Raw genomic sequence first — 23,290 nt, 5'->3', positions numbered from 1 at the left:
ATGGTGGATACCTCGAACGGGCCCCTGCGGGTCGCGGTAGCTGGTGCGAGCGGGTACGCGGGCGGTGAAGTCCTGCGCCTGCTGCTCGGTCATCCAGCCTACCGAAGCGGGCGCCTCGAGATCGGGGCGCTGACCGCGGGGTCCAATGCCGGTACCACCCTGGGTGAGCTGCAGCCACATCTGCTGCCGCTGGCCGATCGGGTGCTCGCGCCCACCACCGTCGAGGAGCTCTCCGGCCACGATGTGGTCTTCCTGGGCCTGCCGCACGGGCAGTCCGCGGCGATCGCCACGGCGTTGCCGGAATCCACGATCATCATCGACTGCGGCGCCGACTTCCGGCTGACCGATCCGGCGGCGTGGGAGAAGTATTACGGCACCCCGCACGCCGGCAGCTGGCCCTACGGGTTGCCCGAGCTGCCCGGCGGGCGCGAGAAGCTGCGCGGCGCCACCCGGATCGCCGTCCCCGGCTGCTACCCGACCGTGTCGAGCCTGGCGCTGGCGCCGGCCGTCGCGGCCGGGATCATCGAACCGCGCGTGAATGTGGTTGCGGTGAGCGGCACGTCGGGCGCGGGCCGCAAACTCGATGTGGGCCTGCTGGGCTCGGAGGTGATGGGCTCGCTGCGGGCCTACGGCATCGCGGGCGCGCACCGGCACACCCCCGAGATCGTGCAGAACCTGAAGGCCGCCACCGGATCCGGCGCCGACGTGAGCGTGTCGTTCACCCCGGTGCTGGCCCCGCTGCCGCGCGGCATCCTGGCCACCTGCACCGCCCCCACCACCGTGGACGCCGCGACCGCCCGCGCCGTCTACGAGAAGGCCTACGCCGACGAGCCTTTCGTGCACCTGCTGCCGGAAGGCGTACTGCCGCAGACCGGTTCGGTGCTCGGCTCCAATGCCGTCACCCTCCAGGTCACCGTGGACACCGACGCCGGGCTGCTGGTGGTCATCGGCGCGATCGACAACCTGACCAAGGGCACCGCGGGCGCCGCGGTGCAATCGATGAATCTGGCTCTCGGAATCGACGAGACCGCAGGACTTTCCACCGTAGGAGTGGCACCGTGACGATCGACAACGGCAAGCTGGTGCGGACCCAGGGCGTCACCGCACCGCTGGGCTTCCGGGCCGCGGGCATCGCCGCCGGCATCAAGAAGAGCGGCAAGCCGGACCTGGCGCTGGTGTTCAACGAGGGCCCGGAGTACGCGGCCGCCGGCGTGTTCACCCGCAACAAGGTCAAGGCCGCGCCGGTGCTGTGGTCGCAGCAGGTGCTGACCGGCGGCCGGCTGCGCGCGGTCATCCTGAATTCCGGTGGCGCCAACGCGTGCACCGGCCCGGGCGGCTTCCAGGACACCCACGCCACCGCCGAGGAACTGGCAAAGGCGTTGAGCAACTGGGGAACCGAGACCGGCGCGGGCGAGATCGCGGTCTGCTCCACCGGTTTGATCGGCGACCGGCTGCCCATGGACAAACTCATCCCGGCCGTCACCGAGATCGTGCACGAGATGGGCGGCGGCCTGTCCGGCGGCGCCGAGGCCGCGCGGGCCATCATGACCACCGACACCGTGCCGAAGGAAACCGCCTTCCACCACCGGGACAAGTGGAACGTGGGCGGCATGGCCAAGGGTGCGGGCATGCTCGCGCCGTCGCTGGCCACCATGCTAGTGGTGCTCACCACCGATGTGGTCGCCACCCCGCAGCAGCTGGACGAGGCGTTGCGCAATGCCACGAAGTACACCTTCGACCGGCTCGACGTGGACGGCTCCTGCTCCACCAACGACACCGTGCTGCTGCTGGCCAACGGCGCCTCGGGCGTCACCCCCAGCCAGGCGGATCTGAACGCGGCCGTGCTCGCGGTCTGCGACGACCTGGCCGAGCAGCTCATGTCCGACGCCGAGGGCGTCACCAAGCGCGTGCACATCACCGTGCAGGGCGCGGTCAGCGAAGAGGAAGCGCTCATCGGAGCGCGAGCGCTGGCCCGCGACAGCCTGGTCAAGACCGCCTTCTTCGGTTCCGACCCGAACTGGGGCCGGGTGCTGGCGTCCATCGGCATCGCGCCCATCGAACTGGATCCGAACCGGGTCTCGGTGTCGTTCAACGGATCTCCGGTGTGCATCGACGGCGCGGGCGCGCCGGGCGCCCGCGAGGTCGACCTGTCCGGCCCCGACATCCAGGTCCTGGTGGAGCTGGGTCTGGGCGACGGCGCGGCCACCGTCCGCACCACCGACCTCTCGCACGGCTACGTCGAAGAGAACTCGGCCTACAGCTCATGAGCGATGTGGTGAAACAGCTTTCGGCCCTCGACAAGGCGCACATCCTCGCCGACGCGCTGCCGTGGCTGCAGAAGTTCCGCGACAAGATCGTGGTCGTGAAGTACGGCGGCAACGCCATGATCGACGACGAGCTCAAGCGCGCCTTCGCGGCCGACATGGCGTTCCTGCGCACCGTCGGCGTGCACCCGGTGGTGGTGCACGGCGGCGGCCCGCAGATCAGCGCCATGCTGAAGAAGCTCGGCATGACGGGCGAATTCCGCGGCGGCTTCCGCGTCACCACGCCCGAGGTCATGGACGTCGTGCGCATGGTGCTGTTCGGTCAGGTCGGCCGGGAGCTGGTGGGGCTCATCAATGCCCACGGCCCGTACGCGGTCGGCATCTCCGGCGAGGACGCCCGGCTGTTCACCGCCACCCGCCGTACCGTGCAGGTCGACGGTGCGGCCACCGATATAGGCCTGGTCGGCGACGTCACCGAGGTGAATCCCGACGCTGTGCTGGATCTCATTGCGGCGGGCCGGATTCCGGTGGTCTCCACCATCGCCCCGGACGCCGACGGCGTGGTGCACAACATCAATGCCGACACCGCGGCGGCCGCGCTGGCCCAGGGCATCGGCGCGGAGAAGCTGGTCATCCTCACCGATGTCGAGGGCCTGTACACGAATTGGCCCGACCGGTCCTCGCTGACCAGCCGCATCGACACCGACGAGCTGGCCAAGTTGCTGCCGTCGCTGGATGAGGGCATGGTGCCCAAGATGGAAGCCTGCCTGCGCGCCGTGGCGGGCGGCGTCCCGACCGCGCACGTGATCGACGGGCGCGTCGCCCACTCGGTCCTGCTGGAACTGTTCACCGGGGAAGGCATCGGCACGATGGTCACCCCCGCACAGGAGATCTCATGAGCACAGCCGACATCCAGCAGCGGTGGACCACCGCGCTGATGAACAACTACGGCACCCCCAAGGTGGCGCTGGTGCGCGGCGCCGGCGCGGTCGTCTACGACGCCGACGGCAAGCGCTACCTCGACTTCCTGGGCGGCATCGCGGTCAACAGCCTCGGCCACGCGCACCCGGCCATCCTGTCCGCGGTCACCCAGCAGCTCGGCACCCTGGGCCACGTCTCGAATCTGTATGCCAGCGAACCGGTCATCGAGCTGGCCGAGCGGCTGCTCGCGCACTTCGGCGACGGGCACGGCAAGGCGTTCTTCTGCAACTCCGGCACCGAGGCCAACGAGGCCGCCTTCAAGATGGCGCGGCTCACCGGGCGCCGGAAGATCATCGCCTGCGAGGAGGCATTCCACGGCCGCACCATGGGCGCGCTAGCACTGACCGGCCAGCCCTCGAAGCGGGAACCGTTCGAGCCCATGCCGCCCGGCGTCATCCACGTGCCCTACGGCGACGTGCTGGCGCTGGCCGCCGCCGTCGACAAGGACACCGCCGCGGTGTTCCTGGAACCCATCATGGGGGAGAGCGGCGTCGTGGTGCCCCCGGCCGACTACCTGGCCAAGGCCCGCGCCATCACCAAAGAGCAAGGCGCGCTGCTGATCCTGGACGAGGTGCAGACCGGCATCGGCCGCACCGGCGCGTTCTACGCGCACCAGGCCGCGGGCATCGTGCCCGATGTCATCACCCTGGCCAAGGGCCTGGGCGGCGGCCTGCCCATCGGCGCCGTGCTGGCTCAGGGCCCGGCCGCGGAGCTGCTGCAGCCGGGCATGCACGGCACCACCTTCGGCGGCAATCCGGTGTGCGCGGCGGCGGCACTGGCCGTGCTGCGGACCATCGACGAAGACGGCCTGCTCTCGCACGTGGAGACGGTGGGCAAGATCCTCGTCGACGGGATCGAGAACCTCGGCCACCCGCTGGTCGACCACGTGCGCGGTGCCGGTCTGCTCATCGGCATCCAGCTGACCGCCGATGCCTCCACGGACGTGGAGCTGGCCGCCCGGGAGGCCGGGTACCTGCTGAATCCGGCCAAGCCCAATGTGATTCGCCTCGCTCCGCCCCTGGTGCTCACCGAGACCCAGGCGGAGAACTTCCTGTCCGACCTGCCCGGCATCCTCGATGCCGCCCAGGCCCAGAAGGAGAACAAGTGACCATCCGGCATTTCCTGCGTGACGACGACGTCACCCCCGCCGAGCAGGCCGAGATCCTCGCGCTGGCAGCGGAACTGAAGGCCGCACCGCAGTCGCGGCGGCCGCTGGAGGGCCCGCGCGGCGTCGCGGTCATGTTCGAGAAGAACTCCACCCGCACCCGGTTCTCCTTCGAGATGGGCATCGCCCAGCTCGGCGGGCACGCCGTCGTGGTCGACGGCCGCGACACCCAGCTGGGACGCGAGGAGACCCTCGCCGACACCGGCCGCGTGCTGTCTCGGTATGTGGACGCCATCGTCTGGCGCACCTTCGAGCAGGCACGCCTGGACGAGATGGCCGGCGCCGCAACGGTTCCCGTCGTCAATGCGCTGTCCAACGAGTTCCACCCCTGCCAGGTGCTGGCGGATCTGCAGACGCTGAAGGAGCGCAAGGGCTCCGACCTGAGCGGCCGCAACCTCACCTATCTCGGCGACGGCGCGAACAATATGGCGCACTCGCTCATGCTCGGCGGCGTCACCGCGGGCATGAACGTGACCATCGCCGCCCCCGAGGGTTTCGAGCCGTTCGGCTGGATCGTCGACGCCGCCCAGAAGCGGGCCGCCGAGACCGGCGCGACCATCACCATCACCCACGACCCGCAGGCCGCGTCCGAGGGCGCGGACGCGCTGGTCACCGACGCCTGGACCTCCATGGGCCAGGAGAACGACGGCCGCGACCGGGTCGCCCCGTTCCGCCCCTTCCAGGTCAATGCCGGGCTGCTGGCCCGAGCGGCCGCGGATGTGACCGTGCTGCACTGCCTTCCGGCGCACCGCGGTGAGGAGATCACCGACGAGGTCATCGACGGCCCGCACAGCGCGGTCTGGGACGAGGCCGAGAACCGCCTGCACGCGCAGAAGGCGCTGCTGGTGTGGCTGCTGGAGCGATACCAGCGAGGCGAGAGGTGAGCAGCGGCGAACGTCGCACGGCCGCGCCGGTGTCGAGCAAGTCCGGTGCGGCCATCGCCCGCACCCGCGCCGGCCGGCAGGCCCGCATCGTCGCCATCCTCTCCCAGCACGAGGTGCGCAGCCAGTCGGAACTGGCCGTGTTGCTCTCCTCCGAGGGCATCGAGACCACCCAGGCGACACTGTCCCGCGACCTCGACGAACTCGGCGCGGTCAAGCTCCGCGCGGCCGACGGCGGCGCCGGCGTGTACGTGGTCCCCGAGGACGGCAGCCCCGTCCGTGGCGTCACCGGCGGCACCGAACGCCTCTCGAAACTGCTCGGCGACCTGCTGGTCTCCACCGACGCCAGCGGCAATATCGCCGTCCTGCGCACCCCGCCGGGCGCCGCGCACTTCCTGGCCAGCGCCCTCGACCGCGCTGCCCTGCCCGAGGTGGTCGGCACCATCGCGGGCGACGACACCATCGCCGTCATCGCCCGCGAGCCCATGACCGGCGCGGAACTGGCTGCCAAGATCGAACAGCTGGCCTGAATCGGACTGTGCCGCAGGATAATTGCGGTATTGGGGTGCGAGTGCGGGCGTACGCTCGGTAGGAAGGACATCCCCGAGCAAGGAACGCACATGTGCGAAGGCTATGGACTGATCGGATCCTTCGAAGCCGGGACGCGGGAGCGGCCTCACGTTCCCGAGGTGGTCCGGCCCAGCCTGCGCCGGACCGACGACGGGGTCTGGGTGGTCATGGCCCGCAAGGTGGCCCGGCACATCGACGGGGATCGGTTCATTCCGGCGACCGGCGGCGCGCCCTACCCGCGTGACGCGATCGCCGAGTGCCGGCGCGGCCGGAGTCACGCGGTGCCGGACGAGGACTGCAGCTGCGGTTTCCACGCCGTATCCGAAGCCGCACCGGAACCCTACGGCGGCCGCTTCACCGTCCTCGAGGTCGCGCTCTCCGGGCGGATCCTGGCCTCGCACTGGATTCGCGGCGGCCTGCTCTTCCGCGCCGAACGCCAGACCGTGATCACCTGGTCGGATATCACTGTGCCGCAACCGGTTCGGCTGCCGGACCGACCCCCGCAGCCGCCCACCCCACCCCTGGAGCCCGGCGGCCGCGCCGCCCGCCTGCGCCCACCCGACCCGCGTGGCCTGGATCGCGCCGGATTGCGCCTGCCGGTGCGTGAGCCCCAGGTTGTGCGGCTCGCCGACGATGCGGGCTACTGCGTGCGCGATGCTCACCGGGGAAAGCCTCGCGGACAGAGAAATCGGTGGCAGCATCGCGAGGATGCCGCCACCGACGGGGTGCTGATGCCGATCGAGATCAGTTGAACGGGTACTGGCCGGGCGGAACCGCGCCGCCCTGGCCCTGTGCGCCGGAGGAGATGAGATCCTGGACGAGCTGCAGTGCCGCTCCTCCGATGGACAGGATGTCGCGGCCGAGGGTGCCTACGATCTGAGCGAGTGTCGAGAACATGGCGGAATCCTTCGGTTGACCCGGAAGTGTCGACTTCCAGCGTGGCACAGCGGCGTACGCCGTGATCGTGAATCGCATCGAAGGGTGGGTTTCGGGCATTTGCCGGATTCGGTGCCGACTGGCCGCTCTGAGGGGTGACCGGTTCCTCTCACTCCGGCTTGTGCGCGACCGCGAACACGCGACGGAACGGCAACCAGGTGACACCGTCCGGCTGCTGCGGATAGGCCGATCGCAGCAGTGGCGCGAGCTCGGCCCGGAAGTCCTGCCACGCGGCATCGTCGAGCGCGTCGCGGACCGGACGCAGTGCGGTTCCGGTCACCCATTCCAGTACCGGATCATCCCCGGTCAGCGGCTGCAGATAGGTGGTCTCCCAGGCATCCACCCGGCATCCGGCCGCGGTCAGCACCCCGGCGTATCCGGCGGGATCGGGCACCGCCTGCCGATCCAGAATCCCCGCCGCCCCCAGTCGCTCCCGCCACCGCGGCGACGACGCGAGCTCCCGGATCGCGAGATGTGAAGGCGCATCGAAGTTCCCGGGCACCTGAATCGCCAGCCAGGCGCCGTCCGGCAGGGCCGCCACCCAATCCGGCAGCAGCGCAAGATGATCCGGTACCCACTGCAGTACCGCATTGGTCACCACCACGTCGGTGTCCGGTGCGGGCCGCCAGTCGCGGACCTCAGCGACAGTTGCGTCGATGCCGTGTTCCCTTGCCGCGGCGACCATTTCGGGCGAGGAGTCGAACGCCTCGAGGGCCGCCCCCGGCCACCTGGTCGCGAGTGCCGCGGTGAGATTGCCCGGGCCGCAGCCGACATCGGCCACCCGCCGGGGTTTGTCCGCGCCGATCCGCCCGACCAGGTCGAAGAACGGTCGCGCGCGCAGGTCGTCGAAGGCGAGGTACTTGTCCGGATCCCACATGGGCCCCTCCGTATGAACGTCGAATTTCCCAAACCGTACGTTCGTACTGTATTCCTCGGTGGGTTCCGGTGCAAGGATGTGACGGTCACCGGCGGCCGGATCCATGCAGGCGAGGGCCCCGGTTATGAATGGGATTGCATCGTCATGCATAATCATTTGCAGGACGACGGAGCGCGCCAGAGGGACCGGGACGGGACCGCGGGGCAGCACACCGGTCGAGGGCCTATACGAACAATCGAGGAGCACACGGACTATGACCAAGCGCGTCGTACTCGCCTACTCCGGCGGGCTGGACACCTCAGTCGCCATCAGCTGGATCGGTAAGGAGACCGGCGCGGAGGTCGTCGCCGTCGCCATCGACCTCGGCCAGGGTGGCGAGGACATGAACGACGTGCGCCAGCGCGCGCTGGACTGCGGCGCCGTCGAGTCCATCGTCGTGGACGCCCGCGACGAGTTCGCCAACGAGTACTGCCTGCCGACCATCCAGGCCAACGCCCTCTACATGGGCCGCTACCCGCTGGTCTCGGCCATCTCCCGGCCGCTGATCGTCAAGCACCTGGTCGAGGCCGCCGAGTACCACGGCGCCGACACCGTCTCGCACGGCTGCACCGGCAAGGGCAACGACCAGGTCCGCTTCGAGGTCGGCATCGGCGCGCTCGCGCCCGACCTGAAGGTCATCGCCCCGGTCCGCGACTACGCCTGGACCCGTGAGAAGGCCATCGAGTTCGCCGGCGAGAACAAGCTGCCGATCAACGTGTCCAAGAAGTCGCCGTTCTCCATCGACCAGAACCTGTGGGGCCGCGCGGTCGAGACCGGCTTCCTCGAGGACCTGTGGAACGCCCCGACCAAGGACGTCTACGACTACACCGTCGACCCGACCGTCAACTTCGAGGCGCCCGACGAGCTCATCGTCACCTTCGACAAGGGTGTGCCGGTCGCCATCGACGGCCGCCCGGTCACCATGCTCGAGGCCATCACCGAGCTGAACAAGCGGGCCGGCCGCCAGGGTGTGGGCCGCCTCGACATGGTCGAGGACCGGCTCGTCGGCATCAAGAGCCGCGAGATCTACGAGGCCCCCGGCGCCATCGCGCTGATCACCGCGCACCAGGAGATGGAAGCGGTCACCATCGAGCGCGAGCTGGGCCGCTACAAGCGGCAGGTCGAGCAGCGCTGGGGCGAGCTGGTGTACGACGGCCTGTGGTACTCGCCACTGAAGCGCGCGCTGGACGCCTTCGTCGCCGAGACCCAGCAGCACGTGTCCGGTGATGTCCGGATGGTCCTGCACGGCGGCAGCGTCGTGGTCAACGGCCGTCGCTCCGACGAGTCGCTCTACGACTTCAACCTCGCCACCTACGACGAGGGCGACACCTTCGACCAGTCGCTGGCCAAGGGCTTCGTCCAGATCCACGGCCTGTCCTCCAAGGTCGCGGCGCGGCGGGATCTCAACAGCAAGTAGTAGCCTGCGACCGGAGCTGATTCCATTCAAGCGCCGGCCGAAGGAGACGCGTCCATGCGAACCGATGACGACAGTTGGGACATCACGGAGAGCGTGGGCGCGACCGCCATCGGCGTGTCGGCCATTCGCGCCTATGAGACCAGCCGCGAGGACGCCCTGTTCCACGACCCGTACGCGGCGAAGCTGGTAGCCGCGGTCGGGTCCGAGGGCTGGAACGCCATGATGTCCGGGGCGCTGAGCCGCCGGAGCATCAGCGACGGCGACTACCAGGCCTGGTCGTTGGGCAATGTCCTGGTGGCCCGCACCGTCTACTTCGACGAATATTTCGCCGCGGCCGTGCGGGCCGGGATCCGGCAGATCGTGATCCTGGCCGCCGGCCTGGACGCGCGGGCCTACCGGCTCGAATGGCCCTCGGACACCCGGATTTTCGAGCTGGATCAGCCGAAGGTGCTGGCGTTCAAGGCCCGGGCGCTCGCCGATGACGAGCCGGTGGCCGATCGCCGTGAGGTGCCGGTCGATCTGCGGCAGGACTGGCCGAAAGCCTTGCTGGACAAGGGGTTCGAACCGGATCGGCCGACCGCCTGGCTGGCCGAGGGGCTGCTGCGCTACCTGCCCGGACACGCCCAGACTCAACTGCTCGAGCGCGTGGTGGAACTCAGCGCGCCGGGCAGCCGGATGGCGATCAACCTCGGCACCGGGTCCGGTGACCTGCCGACGAGTTCCGGGAGCGGCGCCGCAAGGTGATGGCGGATGCCGGGCTGAAGCTGGACCTGGAAGATCTGTTCTACCCGTGGGAGGGCCGCGAGGACCCCCGCAGCTGGTTCGCCATGCACCGCTGGCTGGTCACCGAGGGCGACCCGGTCGCCCTGCTCGAGGACCGCGGCCGGGCCGTTCCCGAGGCGGTCCGGGCCGTTATGACCCAACACATTCTGATGACCGCGACGAAACCGCGAGGAGACGACACGCTATGACCCAGGGCGGCAGCACCAATGAAGGCGCGCTGTGGGGTGGACGCTTCGCGTCCGGCCCGGCCGCGGCGATGGCGGCGCTGAGCAAGTCGACCCACTTCGACTGGGCGCTCGCGCCGTACGACATTCGCGCCTCCAAGGCTCACGCGCGCGTGCTGCACAAGGCCGGGCTGCTGTCGGAGACCGACCTGGCGGGCATGCTCGCGGGCCTGGATCAGCTTGCGGCGGATGTGGAATCGGGCGCCTTCGGCCCCCTCGAATCCGATGAGGACGTGCACGGCGCGCTGGAGCGCGGGCTGATCGACCGAGTCGGCACCGAGCTGGGTGGCCGCCTGCGCGCGGGCCGCTCCCGCAACGACCAGGTGGCCACGCTGTTCCGCATGTGGCTGCGGGATGCGGTGCGGCGCATCGCCTCCGGCGTGCTGGACGTGGTGGACGCCCTGGTCGAGCAGGCCGCGGCGCACCCCGACGCGGTCATGCCGGGCAAGACCCACCTGCAGGCCGCCCAGCCGGTGCTGCTGGGCCACCACCTGCTCGCGCACGCCCACCCGCTGCTGCGTGACATCGACCGGATCCGCGACTTCGACAAGCGGGCCGCGGTGTCGCCGTACGGTTCCGGCGCGCTGGCGGGCTCCTCTCTGGGCCTGGATCCGGAAGCCATTGCCGCCGAACTGAACTTCGACTCCTCCGCCGCGAACTCCATCGACGCCACCTCCTCGCGTGACTTCGCCGCCGAGGCCGCGTTCATACTGGCCATGATCGCCGTCGATTTGAGCCGCATGGCCGAAGAGGTGATCATCTGGAGCACACCGGAATTCGGCTACATCACCCTGGCCGACGCCTGGTCCACCGGCTCCTCGATCATGCCGCAGAAGAAGAATCCGGACGTTTCCGAGCTCACCCGCGGCAAGGCGGGCCGCCTCATCGGCAATGTCACCGGCCTGCTCGCGACCCTGAAGGCTCAGCCGCTGGCCTACAACCGTGACCTGCAGGAGGACAAGGAGCCGGTCTTCGACTCGGTCGCCCAGCTCGAACTGCTGCTGCCCGCCATCGCGGGTCTGGTCTCCACCCTGACCTTCCACACCGACCGCATGGCCGAGCTCGCCCCCGCTGGCTTCACCCTCGCCACTGATATCGCCGAATGGCTTGTCCGCCAGGGTGTTCCGTTCCGCGTCGCCCACGAGGCCGCGGGCGGATGTGTCCGTGTTGCCGAGTCCCGCGGCGTCGGCCTGGACGAGCTCACCGACGCGGAGTTCGCCGCCGTCGACCCGGCCATCACGCCAGGTGTCCGTGAGGTCCTCACCGTCGAAGGCTCCATCGCCTCCCGCAATGCGCGCGGCGGGACCGCGGGAACCCAGGTCGCCAAGCAGCTCGAGGAGGTGCGCGGCACCGCCGCCACCCAGCGCGCCTGGCTCAGCTGATACTCGAAACGGTAACGGCCCGTTGGATTTCCAACCTGAAAATCCAACGGGCCGCTTTCGTCATCCGCGTCGATAATTCATGTGCTTCGCGGCGGGCACCGCGGCACGACCGGCGTCGTGCACCTTTCCGTTCGCGGTGGTCTGCTGCTTCTTGTCGCCCTTCCCGCGCCGTTCGCGCCGCGACAACGGGCGTTCGGCGGGGTCCTCGGCAGGGATTTCGGGCAGCGGAAAGCGCTCGGGCATGAGTCCTCCTATGGGTATGCGTGACCGACGGACCGGGTTCGATCGCCGGTCGGAATCGGGAATGCCACAGGCACGGTCAAATCGGCAGACCGCCGGGCGTCACAAACGAATCGTGCTCAGGAGAACAGCTGCAGCCACATGCGGAGCACTGTAACCGGGCCTGGGCATTCAACGCATCCCATTTATTGCTCGAAGTCCAAGGTCGCCCGCTCCAGGAGTTTCACCAGCTCGGCGCGGACAACATCGTCGGGTTCCGCGACGGCGGCCGCGCCGACCCACTCGCGGACATCGGCCGGCAGATCTGGCCCGAACACCTCCGCAAGCTTGCGGATGGCCACGTTGCGCAATCGCACGGTGCGGCCGCGAATCCCGGCCCGCAGCAAGGGCGCTCCCACGTCACCCGATCTGTGGTCCAGACGAGCGAGTACAACCGAGAGGATGTGGTCTTCGGGTTGCCACAGGGAGCGGCTCTGATTTCGTGAGAGCGGTCCGCTCGCCATCTCATCCAGCGGCAACTGCTCCTGTGTCAGCCTGGCGAGTCCTGCGACCTCGTGGTCGGGTGTCCGCTTGGCGACCCATTGCCACGCGTAAACGCTGAGTACACCCTTGCGGAGGTGTGCCAGTGCATGTGGGTAGGCGTCGAAGCCTACGGCCTCGGAGCTTCGCAGGGCCTGGTTCAAGGCGAAATCATCTACGGGGTCGAGGAGTTCGGCCATCACCAGTTCACGCCAGTCGGGACGCTCGAGCAGTGCCGAGTACTGGTCGATGACGGCGGATATTCGAGTGGGCTCCCAGTCCGCTTTCGGGGCAGCACGTTTCAGCTGCTGGGGGAACGATCCGACCGCGCAGACGATACGGAGGGTCGGGGGCGCTTCGTGGAGCAGTTCGGCGAATCGAGCCAGCACGGGTAGCGCATCAGGGTAATGACGGATGTCCTGCGCTGGTCCGCCCCACCCGGTGAGAGCCGCGAGGAGATCGGCGGTGCTGTTCAGCAGTTCGGCGTCGACATCGGGTGCGAGTAGTGCGCTGTGGAGATCCCCGGTGGTCGCCGCGAGATGTGCGAGGTATTCGTTCAGTATGCGATTGCGGAACCCGGTGCGTAGCAGCCAATTCTTGATCTCCGGATTCTGGGTCCCCGCCAGGCGTTCCACGGCATGGATCCGTCCCCAGCCATCCACGCGCTGGGCCAGCTCGTAAACCGCCGCATCACGGTCCGGCTGGGAATTGGCCAGCGCGACGGCCGCATACAGTGTGAGGTCTTCCAAACTGCCCAGGAGTAGGAGCAGTTCACGGTCGCGGTGATCACCCGCAATGCCCAGCATGACGATGCCGAGTGCGACGGCATTGCGGCGGGTGCCGTTCTCCAGAAGTCGGCGGGCCAGCGATCGCAGGTCCGCGGCGGGGACTTCCCGCGTCCGCAGTTCCCGGGCGAGATCGTCGGCCACATCGAGGGCTCGGTATTCGGCGAGCCGATCATGAAGCACCGCTGGGGTATTTGTCTCTGGAAGGGTGGCGACCTCAGTGATCAGGTCGGCAAGGGCAGTGGCGGGCGGTGATTCGGAGTCCATAGCGAAGTGATGGGTTCGGACGCCGTCCAGGACAGTCGAATTGAGGAATGTTCGCTCGCCAGGATCGTCATCTGGGAGCGGATTGCCACCGTGTGGCCAGGGTTCCGCACCGTGCATGGCTGCGAGGCTGAGGGCGTGAGCAAGAAAAGTGGTCCGGCCATCCGTGTTCTCGGAGGTCGGCCACTGGCCGGGGATCACCGGCAGGGGCGCTTGGCGCCCTTTCCATCGAAGAAGATCACAGTAGGACGATAGAGCCAAAAGACTGAAGAGACAAAAGATAAAAGATGCCTGGAGGAGGGAGAGAGGGTGGCCGAGCTTGGAGGCCCCCTCACCTACCAGCCCCATTACGGCTCGGCCGTTCATCGTCTCTATGTAGTTGTCAAAGAACCACGAGCTGGGGAAATCCTTGGCGGTCTCGAGTTGTCGGTAGAGGTGATACGTGCAACCGGTGGGCTGGGAGGTGATGTGTGGCTCCCGGCTGGGCGTCAGCTCCAGTGCGGCAGGGCGGGCGACGTAACTACACCTCCCCGTCCCTGCGCACACATGGTGGGACACCGGCCGCCTCGGGGCTCACGCCACCCGTGAACCCCACTTCCGGCAACTGGATTCGATCCTGGCGGCCAGCCGCTCCGCCACGTGATGACGCTCGTTGACCTGTGGGGTTTGGGTGGGGTCGATGTGCTTCGGTGCGATCCATCCGCACCGTCCGGGGTGTGGTGAATCCTGGCCCATCACAATTGTTTTCCACCCGTCTCGGCTGTTGTTGACGAGTGCGTGGCAGTGATCGCATGCCAACGCCAGGTTGTTCAGGTCGGTGGGTCCGCCGCCGGCTCAGTCGGTGATGTGGTGGGCGGCGGACATGCTCGCTGGTGCATCGCAGCCCGGGCGGGTGCAGCCCTTGTCCCGGGCGATGAGGGCGAGGCGCTGACCGGAGGTCGCAAGGCGCTCGCAGCGGCCCAGGTAGAGCGGAATCTCGTTGGTGTCCAACACTGCGAGCACCGGGCGGGTGCCCTGAGCCATCTCGAGGGCCTCATGGATGCTTACGTGGCCGCCGGTGCTGGTGGTCGCCACACCCGCGCCGCGCTCCACATCGGCCAGGCTCATTGTCAGCACCGGCTGTACGCGCATGCCTCGGTGGGAGCCGAGCTCGGCAGCGCTGATGCCGAGCTTGCCGGTGTTGACGGCGAGTTCGGCGGTGTTGACGCCAGACTCGGCCGCGCTGGCATGGGGCTTGGTGGCGTTGACGCCAGCCTTGCCGATGTTGATATCCGGCTGCAGCAGCGCGTGGAGCGCGTCGTGGGTGCGCTGCGCGGCATCGCGACGGTCGCGGCGTGCGGCGGCTTCGAGGACCTTGGAATCGATTCGAGCTGTGGCGGCGAGGATTTCGGTGTCGTCGATGTTGCACATGCCGGGCCGTGCGAGCTTGGCGAGGATCGCGTCCAGCGACGCGCGCAGTTCGGGGGTGAGCCAGCCTTCGATCTTCGACATGCCGTCCACGCCGGGGCGGCCGATCACGATGCCGCGACGGCGACGCCGGTCGGCATCGGAGATCACGGTCCCGTTGGGGTCGAGGCGGGCGAGGATTTCGCGGCCGATCTTGGGCAGGTCATCGGGGGAGCCGGTGTGGCAGAACGCGACCAGCAGTTCCTCGGCCTCGGCCCGTGCTTGTGTGGGGATATCGGAGGGCAGGTGCGTCATGATCTCGACGATGCCGCGCACGTGGTCGCGGGAGATGTCGGCGGTCTCAAAGGCTTTGGCGGTCGCGGCCAGAGTCGCTGCGGAGAGTTGCCCGGTGCGGTCGAAGAACTCTCCGTATGCACCGGTGATCTTCACCCGCACCGAGGCGTCGTAGCGGGACAAGCCGAGGGTGTGGCGCAGGAACGGCACCAGATCCTTGTCCCCATTCTTCTGCGGCAGCGAACGATCGGAGGTTTCGATGATCAATCGCGAATCCAGTGCGGACAGTTGCCGTTTGCAGGTTTCCAGCTTTCGCATCAATTCCACGACATCACCGTCCGTGAATTGATCCAGGTTGCCGTGGAGGATCGAATTCAACAAGGTCTCGACCGCGGTCGCCAATTCGGCGATGCCGCAGGTGTCGAGTGTTGTCCTCTTCGAATCCATGTGCTAATTCTACCGCTGTCAACAATGCATGGGAATCCGAAATGTCCAGTATGCCAAGGTAATTCAGTAGAATTCCGGCGAAGTGGGGAGTGGCTTTCTTTCCAATCCTATTGCTTTCCAACGGATCAACCTACCCGCATTGCCTGACGCGGCACCACCGGGTCGATGGCCGATGGTGTAACCCGCCACCGCGGGTGGGGGGTTACACCATCAACCGTCCCGGAGGCGGCACTAGCTCAGGGCCCGCTTCAGGAGGTCGGTGATGCGGGATTCGGTCTCAGGGGTCATTGCCTTCAGTGCGTAGTTGACGGCCCACAGGTCACCGTCGTCGAGGTTGGCGATGTCGTTGAAACCCAGGACGGCGTAGCGGGTCTTGAACTTGGCGGCGGTCTGGAAGAAGCAGACGATCTTGCCGTCGCGCATGTAGGACGGCATGCCGTACCAGGTTTTGCAGGTGAGTTCGGGGGCCACGGATTTGATGAGGGCGTGCAGGCGTTCGGCGATCTCGCGGTCGGTGCTGGTCATTTCGGCGATCTTGGCCAGGACGTCCTGTTCGCCGTCGGCCTTGGCGGAGCGGGAGCTGCGGCGGGCGGCGGTCTTCAGTTCCGCGGCATGGGCTTTCATGGCGGCGCGCTCTTCGGCACTGAAGCCGACGGTGGTCTTCTTGGTGGTGGTTTCGGTGGCCATGGCTGGATTCCTTTGCGGGAGTGGGGGAGAGGGCTGGACGGGGTTGCGGTCAGCGGTCCTGGATGAGGCCCAGGACATTGCCGTCAGCATCGGTGAGGGTGGCGACCAGGCGGCCGCCGCCCACCTCGCGCGCGGGTTGCTGGACGGTCGCGCCGGCGGCGGTGAGCTCGGCGACCTTGGCCTCGATATCGCCGACGTGCCAGTAGGAGACGGGGGCGGCCGGGCTCTGCGGGCTGCCCGCGGGGACCAGGCCGATGTGCTGGCCCTCGGACTCGAAACCGATGTAGTAGGGCGAGTCGGTCTGGGGCTCGATGCCCAGCAGCGCGGTGTAGACGGTCTTGGCGGCGGCGAGGTCGGAGACGGGGTGCAGCACGGTCCTGATGCCCAGCGTGGTCATGATTTCTCCTGGTGAGTGGGGGTCCGAAGCGACCCTGTGGTCCGGTTGGCTCCTGCGAACCCGGTGTGCATTCAGCTTCGCTCCCGGGGCCCCTCGGTCACATCCGTGGTGACCACGGAATCCACCACGGAGAGCCACACCGAACCCATCGGTACCGTCTTCCGGCGACCGATGGGGCAGACTGAATTCATGGCTGTGACGTCGGAAATCTCCACTCGCGAGGCGGAAGTGCTGACCCTGGTGGGCGAGCACCTCAGTAATGCCGAGATCGGTGCGCGACTGTTCATCTCGGTGCGCACGGTGGAGAGCCACGTGTCCTCGCTGCTGCGGAAACTGGACATGCCCGACCGGCGGGCGCTGGCCCTGCACGCCGCCGCGACCCGGGCCGCGAGCCCGCGACCCGCGCCGGCGCTGCCGAAACCGTTGACCTCGTTCATCGGTCGCACGCGGGAGCGGGCCGAGCTCACCGAACTGATCAAGACGCAGCGGCAGGTGACCGCGGTCGGACCCGGCGGCGTCGGCAAGACGCGGCTCGCCCTGGCGGTGGTGGCGGACGTGGCCGCCGACTTCGCCGACGGCGTGTGGTTCGTCGACCTGGTGCCGATCACCAGCCCGGATATGTGTGTGGTCGCGGGCACCGTCGCCATGGCGCTGGGCATCGGTGAGCAGCCGGGCCGCGGCTTCGACCGCGCCGTGCTGGCCGCGCTCGCCGACCGGAACGCACTGCTGGTGCTGGACAATTGCGAACACGTGCGGGACGGCGTCGCTCCCTTCGTGGAGCAGTTGCTGGCGGCGTGCCCGGGTATGAGCGTGCTGGCCACCAGCCGCGCCCGGCTGATGGTGCCATTCGAGCGCGTGTACACGGTCCCGCCGATGTCGCTTGCCGGGGACGGTGATTCGGACGCGGTCGCCCTGTTCATGGATCGCGCGGCGGCGGGCGGCTGGCCGCCCAACCACGCCATGCGCGACCAGGTTGCGACCTTCTGCGAACGCCTGGACGGCGTGGCGCTGGCCATCGAGCTGGCGGCCGCCCGCTGGACCACGCTCGGATTGGACGGTCTCGCCGCCGGTTTGGACGATCAGCTGCGCATGCTCTCCGGCGGCGCCCGCGCCGACGACCGGCACCGCTCGGTGCGCGCGGCCCTGGATTGGAGCCACGCCCTGCTCGAGCCCGAGGACCGGATGCTGCTGCGGCGGGTCTCGGTGTTCATGACCTCGTTCCCCGTCGAGGCGGCGGCCGATGCGGCGGGCCTCGACAAGGGCGCGGTGGCAGCCGGATTGGCGCGACTGGTCGAACAGAGCCTGCTCGTGGTGACCGATACGCCGACCGGTACCCAATTCCGCGCGCTGGAGACCATCCGGCAGTACGGGCTCGAACAACTCGAGGCGGCGGGTGAGGTCACCGACGCCCGCGCCGGTCATCTGCGCTGGTGCCTGGCCGAGGCGGGCGACCTCTCGGTGGTGCGTGCCGACTGGCGGGCCCGATTCGATGCCGCCGCAGACGATTTCCGCGCGGCACTCGGCTGGGCCGGCGAACAACCCGACCATCGGAGCGACGCCTACGGCCTGGCGCGGCTACTGGCTCCCCTGATGTTCACCCGGCACCTCACCGGCGAATCCCAATGGCGCTACGAGCAGGCCGCCTACCTCGCCGACGACCCGGCCGCCGCCGCGGAATTGCTGCGGCACGCCGCGGCCGCCGCCGGCTGCCAGGGCAATGGTGACGACATGTACCGCCTGCACCACGCCGCCGCCGAATTCGCCCAGCGCGCCGGGGATTCCGTCGGCGCATCCATCGAACTGGCGACCGCGGCAGCATCTGCCTACCGATTCTGGGGCAAGTTCGAGCACATCCCGGCCCGCGAAGACCTGGTCGCGCTCATCGCCGAGGCGCGCCGCCTCGCTACCGCACCAACGTCCGCCGCTCCGGCCGATATCGCGTCGGCCGTTGCGGCGGGGGCAGATACCGTGCCGGCTTCCGCTGCTCCGGCCGATATCGCTCGGTCCGGGGCTGTCACGGTCGATCCGGCTCGGGCGGAGGCTGCTCGGGCGGAGGCTGCTCGGGCTGCCATCGCACTGGCCGAGGCCATTGTTCTCGCCAATCCCTTCGGTGCGCCGCAGGGCGTTACCGATGTTCCTGCGCCGGAGGTGGTTTCGAGTGCGGAGCGAGCTGTCGAGCTCACGCACGGCACCCGTGACCCGTTCGCCGAATCCGCTGCCCTCGATGCTCTCGCCGCCGCTCAGAGCCGCGCCGGGGAATTGCGCGCCGCGGCGGCCACCGCACGGCGGCGCATCCGGCTGCTCTCGACCACACCGGACAACCCGGTCGGTACCCACGAACTGATCGACGCGCTCGGCCAGGCCACCGAATTCGGTCTCGGGGCCGGCGATCTGGCCGGAGCGCGCCGCTGGGGACGGCAGCTTGCCGAGCATCCGATGCTGGCCGAGGTCGGACACACCGCGACCAGCCGCCTGCTGGTGGCGGATGCGTTGGCGGGCAATGTCGATGACGTCCTCGCGCACAGCGCGCGCTTCCTCGAGGCCTGGCATCGCGAGGAGCGCCCGGCCCGCTCGGCGCTCGGCGCGGCCGTGGCCGGGGTGCGCATGATCCACGGCCTGCGCGACGACTACGACGCCGAACGCGAATGGACCGGCGTACTCCAGCAACTCGGCACCCCGGCCACGGATGCCGATGGCTACCAGGCCGTTTTCGACGCACTGCTCATGCTGCACCACGGCCAGCCGGAGGACGCGCTGGAACGCACCGAACTGACCCCGGCCGAGGCGCGCACCCGGGTGTCCGGCGCGTGGCTGCCCTGGTACTTGGCCCTGCACGCCGAAGCCGCCGCCCTGACCGGGAACACCACCACATCAGGCGATCTCGCACAGGCACGCGCCGAGGTCACCGGAAACCCGGTGGCCACGGCCATCATCGACCGGTCCGAGGCCCTGTCGGCCAAGGACCGCGCCCGATTGCTCTCCACCGCAACCACGTTCGACGCCGCTGGCTGCATTTACCAGTCGGCCCGGACCCGTATCCTGGCCGGCGGTGCGGACGCCAACGAGGGCGCCGCCATGCTCACGACCCTGGGCCTGTCCCCGATGACAGCACTCGTGCACCTCTAACAGTTCAGCAGCGAAGTATTCTGCTTCGCCGCCCCGGATGACGACGTGACCTGGCACTACGCCCGCTCTAGACCCCGCTTCGGAACGGTGTCGAGCGCGGGTGACCAGGGCGTCGGAGCGGGCGCGACCCAGCGCCGGCCTCAGCGACCGGCCAGCAAATGGCCGTCGATCGGCCAGCGTTCGATGACGCTGTGCTCGACGACCAGACCGGTTCGTTCGAGTGCCCCGATCACCTCGGCCACCGGCCGCAGCCGGATCCCGTAGCGGGCGAACGGCATTCTCGCCATGGCCTCCGGCTCGCCGACACCCACCACCACCCGGCCGCCGGGACGCAGCACCCGTCGCAGCTCGGCGCATGCGCGCTCCATGTCGCCCAGGCACTCCGGAAGCGGGGTGAAGGGTGGTTACAGTGCGATATGACCTTGTTGTTGCTGGCGTTGGCTATTGCGTGTGAGGTGACGGCGACTGTTTCGCTGAAGATCTCGGAGGGGTTCAGCAGGCTGGTGCCTTCGATCATCGTGGTGATCGGGTATGGGGCTGCGTTCTATTTTCTGTCGCAGGCGCTGAAGAGGGGGATGGCGATCGGGGTGGCATATGGGATCTGGTCGGCGGTGGGGGTGGTGGCGGTGGCGACGATCGGGGCGTTGTTCCTGGACGAGGGGATCACGGCGGTGCAGATCGGGGGGATCGTCCTGGTGATCGCGGGGGTGCTGGCGCTGGAACTCGGTGGGGCGCACTGACCTTGGGTAGTGCGACCTCCGCCGTCGTCAATCCTGTACGCGCACCAGGTATCCAGCGTCCGCGAGGGCGGTGAGCATCTCGGCGCGGTGGGCGGGGCCGCGTGTTTCGAGGGTGAGCAGCACCTCGACCTCGTCGATGGCGAGCCAGGCGCCGGTGCGGGAGTGGACCACGTCCAGGACGTTGGCGCCGGTGCGGCCGAGCTCGGCGAGCAGGCGGGACAGGCTGCCGGGACGGTCGGAGATGGTGACGCGGGCTGCGAGGTAGCGGCCGGCGGCGCTGAGGCCGTGGCCGATCACGCGGGTCAGCAGCAGCGGGTCGATATTGCCGCCGGAGAGGATGGCGCAGACCGGGCCCTCCAGCGCGAGTTCGGCTGGGCTGCAGGCCATCAGCGCCGCGACGCCCGCCGCGCCCGCGGGCTCGACGATCAGCTTGGCCCGCTCCATGCACAGCAGCAGCGCCTTGGACAGCGCGTCCTCGTCGACGGTGACGATGGTGGGCGCGCTGTCCACAATGTGCTCGAACGGCACCTCACCGGGCCGGCCCACCGCGATACCGTCGGCCATGGTGGACATCTGCTCCAGCGCCACCGGTTTCCCGGCCGCGAGCGAGGCGGGCCAGGCGGCCGCCTCGGCAGCCTGCACACCGATCACCCGGACCTGCGGCTTCAGCCGCTGCACCGCCGCGGCGACCCCCGCGAGCAAGCCGCCGCCGCCCGTCGGCACCAGCACCGTGCCGACATCCGGGAGCTGGTCGAGGATTTCGAGCCCGACCGTCGCCTGCCCGGCCACGATATCGATGTGATCGAACGGGTGCACCAGCGTCGCCCCGGCGCGTTCCGCGAAATCCCGTGCGGCGGCGAGGGATTGGTCGACGGTGTCGCCCACCTGATGCACGGTCGCGCCATAGGCCCTGGTGGCCACCAGTTTCGGCAGCGCCGCACCCACCGGCATGAATACCGTGGCGTCGATCCCGAGCGAGGTCGCCGCCCACGCCACCCCCTGCGCGTGATTGCCCGCGCTGGCCGCCACCACCCCGCGTGCCCGCTCGGCCGCGGACAGATTGGCGATCCGGTTGTAGGCGCCGCGCGGCTTGAACGATCCCGTGCGCTGCAGGTTCTCGCACTTCAGCCAGACGTCGTGCCCGATGTGCTCCGACAGCACCCGCGAGGCCACCACGGGAGTCCGCCGGGTCACCGGTGTCAGCAGGGTCGCCGCCGCTTCGATCCGCGCCATGAGCTCCATACGGGCCATGTTGCCAGGTATTCACGCGCCTGTCGTTCGCGAAAGATATATGGATCACGCAATAACCCGGAAACCGAAAAGCAATCCACGGGGAACGGCTCGTTCCTACCTTGAGCCCACCATCATCGGCTTTCGGATCGGATACACCCCATGACCGACATCGTCACCCCCGCGTCGGCGGGCGCGGAGCCCGCCGCGGCGACACCCGCTCCAGACTACGACCCCAGGCTCACCAATGACGATCTCGCCCCCCTGAAGAAACAGACCTGGGGCTCGTACCACATCTTCGCCTTCTGGATGTCGGATGTGCACAGCGTCGGCGGATACGTCACGGCGGGCAGCCTTTTCGCCCTCGGCCTGGCCGGCTGGCAGGTGCTGGCCGCCCTGCTCATCGGCATCACGATCGTATATTTCCTGTGCAATCTGGTGGCCGCGCCCAGCCAGCGGGCGGGTGTGCCGTATCCGGTCATGTGCCGCAGCGCCTTCGGCGTGAAGGGCGCGAACATCCCGGCCATCATCCGCGGCCTGATCGCGGTGGCCTGGTACGGGATTCAGACCTACCTGGCCTCGGCGGCGCTGATCGTGGTGGCGGTCAAGCTCTTCCCGAGCCTGGCGCCGTACGCGAAGTCCGGCGACTACGGTTTCCTCGGCCTGTCGCTGCTGGGCTGGTGCGCCTACCTCGTGCTGTGGGTGGTGCAGGCGGCCGTGTTCTGGCAGGGCATGGAGTCCATTCGCAAGTTCATCGACTTCTGCGGTCCCGCCGTGTATGTCGTCATGTTCTTCCTGTGCGGCTACCTGATCTACAAGGCCGGCTGGAGCGCCATCGACCTGCAGCTGGGCGCGGTGAAGTACCACGGCTGGGACGCGCTGCCCGTGGTCCTGGGCGCGATCGCGCTGGTGGTGTCCTACTTCTGTGGCCCGATGCTGAACTTCGGTGACTTCTCCCGCTACAGCAAGTCCATGGCGGCGGTGAAGCGCGGCAACCTGCTCGGCCTGCCGGTCAACTTCCTGGCGTTCTCGCTGCTGGTGGTGATCACCGCGTCGCTGACCATCCCGGTGTACGGCGAGCTCATCACCGATCCGGTCGAGACCGTCTCGCGCATCGACTCCACCTTCGCCATCGTGCTGGGCGCGCTGACCTTCACCATCGCCACCGTCGGCATCAATATCGTCGCCAACTTCATCTCCCCGGCCTTCGACTTCTCGCACGTGAGCCCGCAGAAGATCAGCTGGCGCATGGGCGGGATGATCGCCGCGGTCGGGTCGGTGCTGATCACGCCGTGGAACCTGTACAACAACCCGGACGTCATCCACTACACCCTCGAGGTGCTGGGCGCGTTCATCGGCCCGCTGTTCGGGGTGCTCATCGCCGACTACTACCTGGTGCGCAAGCGGACCATCGTGGTGGACGACCTGTTCACCATGGCCGAGCGCGGAAAGTACTGGTACCGCAACGGGTTCAATCCGGTCGCGGTGATCGCCACCGTGATCGGCGCCATCGCGGCGGTGTTCCCGGTGCTGGCCAAGGACGTCTACGGCATGCACACCGCGGCCCAGTACAGCTGGTTCATCGGATGCGGTCTGGCGCTGGTCATCTACTACGCGCTGGCCACACGCACCACGCTCATGGTCGAAGCCTGAGGG

Annotated in this window: 23 protein-coding genes and 1 pseudogene; 14 read left to right on the top strand and 10 right to left on the bottom strand. The window is 68.6% G+C overall.

The features are described 5' to 3' along the window. The 7 genes from argC (at position 1) to ACFXHE_RS37520 (ending at position 6,613) form a co-directional block, all read left to right on the top strand. Positions 1 to 1,062, top strand: a complete 1,062-nt coding sequence (gene argC / locus ACFXHE_RS37550; RefSeq protein ID WP_379389467.1) for an N-acetyl-gamma-glutamyl-phosphate reductase — start codon at positions 1 to 3, stop codon at positions 1,060 to 1,062. Beyond that, positions 1,059 to 2,267 (top strand): bifunctional glutamate N-acetyltransferase/amino-acid acetyltransferase ArgJ, encoded by a 1,209-nt coding sequence (gene argJ, locus ACFXHE_RS37545; protein ID WP_379389465.1) that lies wholly within the window; start codon positions 1,059 to 1,061, stop codon positions 2,265 to 2,267. Before argC ends, argJ begins: the two co-directional genes overlap by 4 nt. Further along, positions 2,264 to 3,163 (top strand): acetylglutamate kinase, encoded by a 900-nt coding sequence (gene argB / locus ACFXHE_RS37540; RefSeq protein ID WP_379389463.1) that lies wholly within the window; start codon positions 2,264 to 2,266, stop codon positions 3,161 to 3,163. Before argJ ends, argB begins: the two co-directional genes overlap by 4 nt. Further along, complete coding sequence (locus ACFXHE_RS37535; protein ID WP_379389461.1) at positions 3,160 to 4,353, top strand: acetylornithine transaminase; 1,194 nt, start codon at positions 3,160 to 3,162, stop codon at positions 4,351 to 4,353. The genes argB and ACFXHE_RS37535 overlap by 4 nt, the downstream gene beginning before the upstream one ends. Next, positions 4,350 to 5,294, top strand: coding sequence for an ornithine carbamoyltransferase (gene argF / locus ACFXHE_RS37530; protein ID WP_379389459.1), 945 nt, complete (start codon positions 4,350 to 4,352; stop codon positions 5,292 to 5,294). The genes ACFXHE_RS37535 and argF overlap by 4 nt, the downstream gene beginning before the upstream one ends. Before the next feature lie 29 nt (positions 5,295 to 5,323). Beyond that, positions 5,324 to 5,821, top strand: a complete 498-nt coding sequence (locus tag ACFXHE_RS37525) for an arginine repressor (RefSeq protein ID WP_379389542.1) — start codon at positions 5,324 to 5,326, stop codon at positions 5,819 to 5,821. A 90-nt stretch (positions 5,822 to 5,911) separates the two neighbouring features. Next, positions 5,912 to 6,613, top strand: a complete 702-nt coding sequence (locus tag ACFXHE_RS37520) for a hypothetical protein (protein ID WP_379389457.1) — start codon at positions 5,912 to 5,914, stop codon at positions 6,611 to 6,613. Here the strand turns inward: ACFXHE_RS37520 and ACFXHE_RS37515 are convergent. Further along, complete coding sequence (locus ACFXHE_RS37515; RefSeq protein ID WP_379389455.1) at positions 6,606 to 6,758, bottom strand: hypothetical protein; 153 nt, start codon at positions 6,756 to 6,758, stop codon at positions 6,606 to 6,608. The genes ACFXHE_RS37520 and ACFXHE_RS37515 overlap by 8 nt on opposite strands. Positions 6,759 to 6,906: 148 nt before the next feature. After that, positions 6,907 to 7,674, bottom strand: a complete 768-nt coding sequence (locus ACFXHE_RS37510; RefSeq protein WP_379389453.1) for a trans-aconitate 2-methyltransferase — start codon at positions 7,672 to 7,674, stop codon at positions 6,907 to 6,909. A gap of 253 nt (positions 7,675 to 7,927) precedes the next feature. Here ACFXHE_RS37510 and ACFXHE_RS37505 point away from each other — a divergent pair, with 253 nt between their 5' ends. Genes ACFXHE_RS37505 through argH form a run of 4 tightly spaced genes read left to right on the top strand, consistent with a single transcriptional unit; the run spans position 7,928 to position 11,519 of the window. Then, on the top strand, positions 7,928 to 9,130 hold the full coding sequence (locus ACFXHE_RS37505; protein ID WP_354848500.1) for an argininosuccinate synthase: 1,203 nt from the start codon (positions 7,928 to 7,930) through the stop codon (positions 9,128 to 9,130). Between the two features lie 54 nt (positions 9,131 to 9,184). Next, positions 9,185 to 9,874 carry an SAM-dependent methyltransferase gene (locus tag ACFXHE_RS37500; protein ID WP_379389451.1) on the top strand — a complete coding sequence of 230 codons (690 nt, stop codon included), beginning with the start codon at positions 9,185 to 9,187 and terminating at the stop codon, positions 9,872 to 9,874. After that, positions 9,874 to 10,101 carry a hypothetical protein gene (locus tag ACFXHE_RS37495; RefSeq protein ID WP_379389449.1) on the top strand — a complete coding sequence of 76 codons (228 nt, stop codon included), beginning with the start codon at positions 9,874 to 9,876 and terminating at the stop codon, positions 10,099 to 10,101. The genes ACFXHE_RS37500 and ACFXHE_RS37495 overlap by 1 nt, the downstream gene beginning before the upstream one ends. Then, a complete protein-coding gene (gene argH / locus ACFXHE_RS37490) occupies positions 10,098 to 11,519 on the top strand; it encodes an argininosuccinate lyase (RefSeq protein WP_379389447.1) in 1,422 nt (473 codons plus the stop codon). Before ACFXHE_RS37495 ends, argH begins: the two co-directional genes overlap by 4 nt. A gap of 60 nt (positions 11,520 to 11,579) precedes the next feature. Here argH and ACFXHE_RS37485 read toward each other — a convergent pair whose 3' ends face one another. The 6 genes and pseudogenes from ACFXHE_RS37485 to ACFXHE_RS37460 all read right to left on the bottom strand — a co-directional run bounded on the left by ACFXHE_RS37485 (position 11,580) and on the right by ACFXHE_RS37460 (position 16,538). Then, positions 11,580 to 11,762 carry a hypothetical protein gene (locus tag ACFXHE_RS37485; RefSeq protein WP_354848491.1) on the bottom strand — a complete coding sequence of 61 codons (183 nt, stop codon included), beginning with the start codon at positions 11,760 to 11,762 and terminating at the stop codon, positions 11,580 to 11,582. 182 nt (positions 11,763 to 11,944) lie between these two features. Beyond that, positions 11,945 to 13,246, bottom strand: coding sequence for a hypothetical protein (locus ACFXHE_RS37480; protein WP_379389445.1), 1,302 nt, complete (start codon positions 13,244 to 13,246; stop codon positions 11,945 to 11,947). Positions 13,247 to 13,900: 654 nt separating this feature from the next. After that, positions 13,901 to 14,152: pseudogene (locus tag ACFXHE_RS37475) on the bottom strand (hypothetical protein); the annotation flags it as partial. 9 nt (positions 14,153 to 14,161) lie between these two features. Continuing rightward, entirely contained in the window at positions 14,162 to 15,454 is a 1,293-nt protein-coding gene (locus ACFXHE_RS37470) for a DUF222 domain-containing protein (RefSeq protein ID WP_379389443.1), read from the bottom strand. A gap of 231 nt (positions 15,455 to 15,685) precedes the next feature. Further along, complete coding sequence (locus ACFXHE_RS37465) at positions 15,686 to 16,141, bottom strand: iron chaperone (RefSeq protein WP_379389441.1); 456 nt, start codon at positions 16,139 to 16,141, stop codon at positions 15,686 to 15,688. Positions 16,142 to 16,190: 49 nt separating this feature from the next. After that, positions 16,191 to 16,538 carry a VOC family protein gene (locus tag ACFXHE_RS37460; protein ID WP_379389439.1) on the bottom strand — a complete coding sequence of 116 codons (348 nt, stop codon included), beginning with the start codon at positions 16,536 to 16,538 and terminating at the stop codon, positions 16,191 to 16,193. Positions 16,539 to 16,727: 189 nt separating this feature from the next. Between ACFXHE_RS37460 and ACFXHE_RS37455 the strand changes: the two genes are divergently transcribed. Next, a complete protein-coding gene (locus ACFXHE_RS37455) occupies positions 16,728 to 19,664 on the top strand; it encodes an ATP-binding protein (RefSeq protein ID WP_379389437.1) in 2,937 nt (978 codons plus the stop codon). Between the two features lie 140 nt (positions 19,665 to 19,804). Here ACFXHE_RS37455 and ACFXHE_RS37450 read toward each other — a convergent pair whose 3' ends face one another. After that, the gene (locus ACFXHE_RS37450) at positions 19,805 to 20,032 is read right to left on the bottom strand and encodes a hypothetical protein (RefSeq protein WP_379389435.1); all 228 of its coding nucleotides are present in this window, start codon (positions 20,030 to 20,032) and stop codon (positions 19,805 to 19,807) included. Between the two features lie 48 nt (positions 20,033 to 20,080). Here ACFXHE_RS37450 and ACFXHE_RS37445 point away from each other — a divergent pair, with 48 nt between their 5' ends. Next, positions 20,081 to 20,404, top strand: a complete 324-nt coding sequence (locus ACFXHE_RS37445) for a DMT family transporter (RefSeq protein WP_379389433.1) — start codon at positions 20,081 to 20,083, stop codon at positions 20,402 to 20,404. A 27-nt stretch (positions 20,405 to 20,431) separates the two neighbouring features. Here ACFXHE_RS37445 and ilvA read toward each other — a convergent pair whose 3' ends face one another. Continuing rightward, entirely contained in the window at positions 20,432 to 21,655 is a 1,224-nt protein-coding gene (gene ilvA / locus ACFXHE_RS37440; protein WP_379389431.1) for a threonine ammonia-lyase, read from the bottom strand. 141 nt (positions 21,656 to 21,796) lie between these two features. On the opposite strand from ilvA, the gene ACFXHE_RS37435 reads away from it, so the two are divergent. Beyond that, entirely contained in the window at positions 21,797 to 23,287 is a 1,491-nt protein-coding gene (locus ACFXHE_RS37435; RefSeq protein ID WP_379389429.1) for an NCS1 family nucleobase:cation symporter-1, read from the top strand. Positions 23,288 to 23,290 lie beyond the last annotated feature (3 nt).

Origin of the sequence: Nocardia sp. NPDC059229 (assembly GCF_042754165.1) — a bacterium.
Taxonomy (GTDB): Bacteria; Actinomycetota; Actinomycetes; order Mycobacteriales; family Mycobacteriaceae; genus Nocardia.
This window is presented reverse-complemented; position numbering and strand designations above follow the sequence as displayed.

Bases quoted from the DNA above. Each gene is read 5' to 3' on its own strand.
- argC (WP_379389467.1), top strand. From the start codon at position 1: ATGGTGGATACCTCGAACGGGCCCCTGCGGGTCGCGGTAGCTGGTGCG.
- argB (WP_379389463.1), top strand. From the start codon at position 2,264: ATGAGCGATGTGGTGAAACAGCTTTCGGCCCTCGACAAGGCGCACATC.
- ACFXHE_RS37535 (WP_379389461.1), top strand. From the start codon at position 3,160: ATGAGCACAGCCGACATCCAGCAGCGGTGGACCACCGCGCTGATGAAC.
- ACFXHE_RS37520 (WP_379389457.1), top strand. From the start codon at position 5,912: ATGTGCGAAGGCTATGGACTGATCGGATCCTTCGAAGCCGGGACGCGG.
- ACFXHE_RS37515 (WP_379389455.1), bottom strand. From the start codon at position 6,758: ATGTTCTCGACACTCGCTCAGATCGTAGGCACCCTCGGCCGCGACATC.
- ACFXHE_RS37510 (WP_379389453.1), bottom strand. From the start codon at position 7,674: ATGTGGGATCCGGACAAGTACCTCGCCTTCGACGACCTGCGCGCGCGA.
- ACFXHE_RS37505 (WP_354848500.1), top strand. From the start codon at position 7,928: ATGACCAAGCGCGTCGTACTCGCCTACTCCGGCGGGCTGGACACCTCA.
- ACFXHE_RS37500 (WP_379389451.1), top strand. From the start codon at position 9,185: ATGCGAACCGATGACGACAGTTGGGACATCACGGAGAGCGTGGGCGCG.
- ACFXHE_RS37495 (WP_379389449.1), top strand. From the start codon at position 9,874: ATGGCGGATGCCGGGCTGAAGCTGGACCTGGAAGATCTGTTCTACCCG.
- argH (WP_379389447.1), top strand. From the start codon at position 10,098: ATGACCCAGGGCGGCAGCACCAATGAAGGCGCGCTGTGGGGTGGACGC.
- ACFXHE_RS37485 (WP_354848491.1), bottom strand. From the start codon at position 11,762: ATGCCCGAGCGCTTTCCGCTGCCCGAAATCCCTGCCGAGGACCCCGCC.
- ACFXHE_RS37470 (WP_379389443.1), bottom strand. From the start codon at position 15,454: ATGGATTCGAAGAGGACAACACTCGACACCTGCGGCATCGCCGAATTG.
- ACFXHE_RS37465 (WP_379389441.1), bottom strand. From the start codon at position 16,141: ATGGCCACCGAAACCACCACCAAGAAGACCACCGTCGGCTTCAGTGCC.
- ACFXHE_RS37460 (WP_379389439.1), bottom strand. From the start codon at position 16,538: ATGACCACGCTGGGCATCAGGACCGTGCTGCACCCCGTCTCCGACCTC.
- ACFXHE_RS37455 (WP_379389437.1), top strand. From the start codon at position 16,728: ATGGCTGTGACGTCGGAAATCTCCACTCGCGAGGCGGAAGTGCTGACC.
- ACFXHE_RS37450 (WP_379389435.1), bottom strand. From the start codon at position 20,032: ATGGAGCGCGCATGCGCCGAGCTGCGACGGGTGCTGCGTCCCGGCGGC.
- ACFXHE_RS37445 (WP_379389433.1), top strand. From the start codon at position 20,081: ATGACCTTGTTGTTGCTGGCGTTGGCTATTGCGTGTGAGGTGACGGCG.
- ilvA (WP_379389431.1), bottom strand. From the start codon at position 21,655: ATGGCCCGTATGGAGCTCATGGCGCGGATCGAAGCGGCGGCGACCCTG.
- ACFXHE_RS37435 (WP_379389429.1), top strand. From the start codon at position 21,797: ATGACCGACATCGTCACCCCCGCGTCGGCGGGCGCGGAGCCCGCCGCG.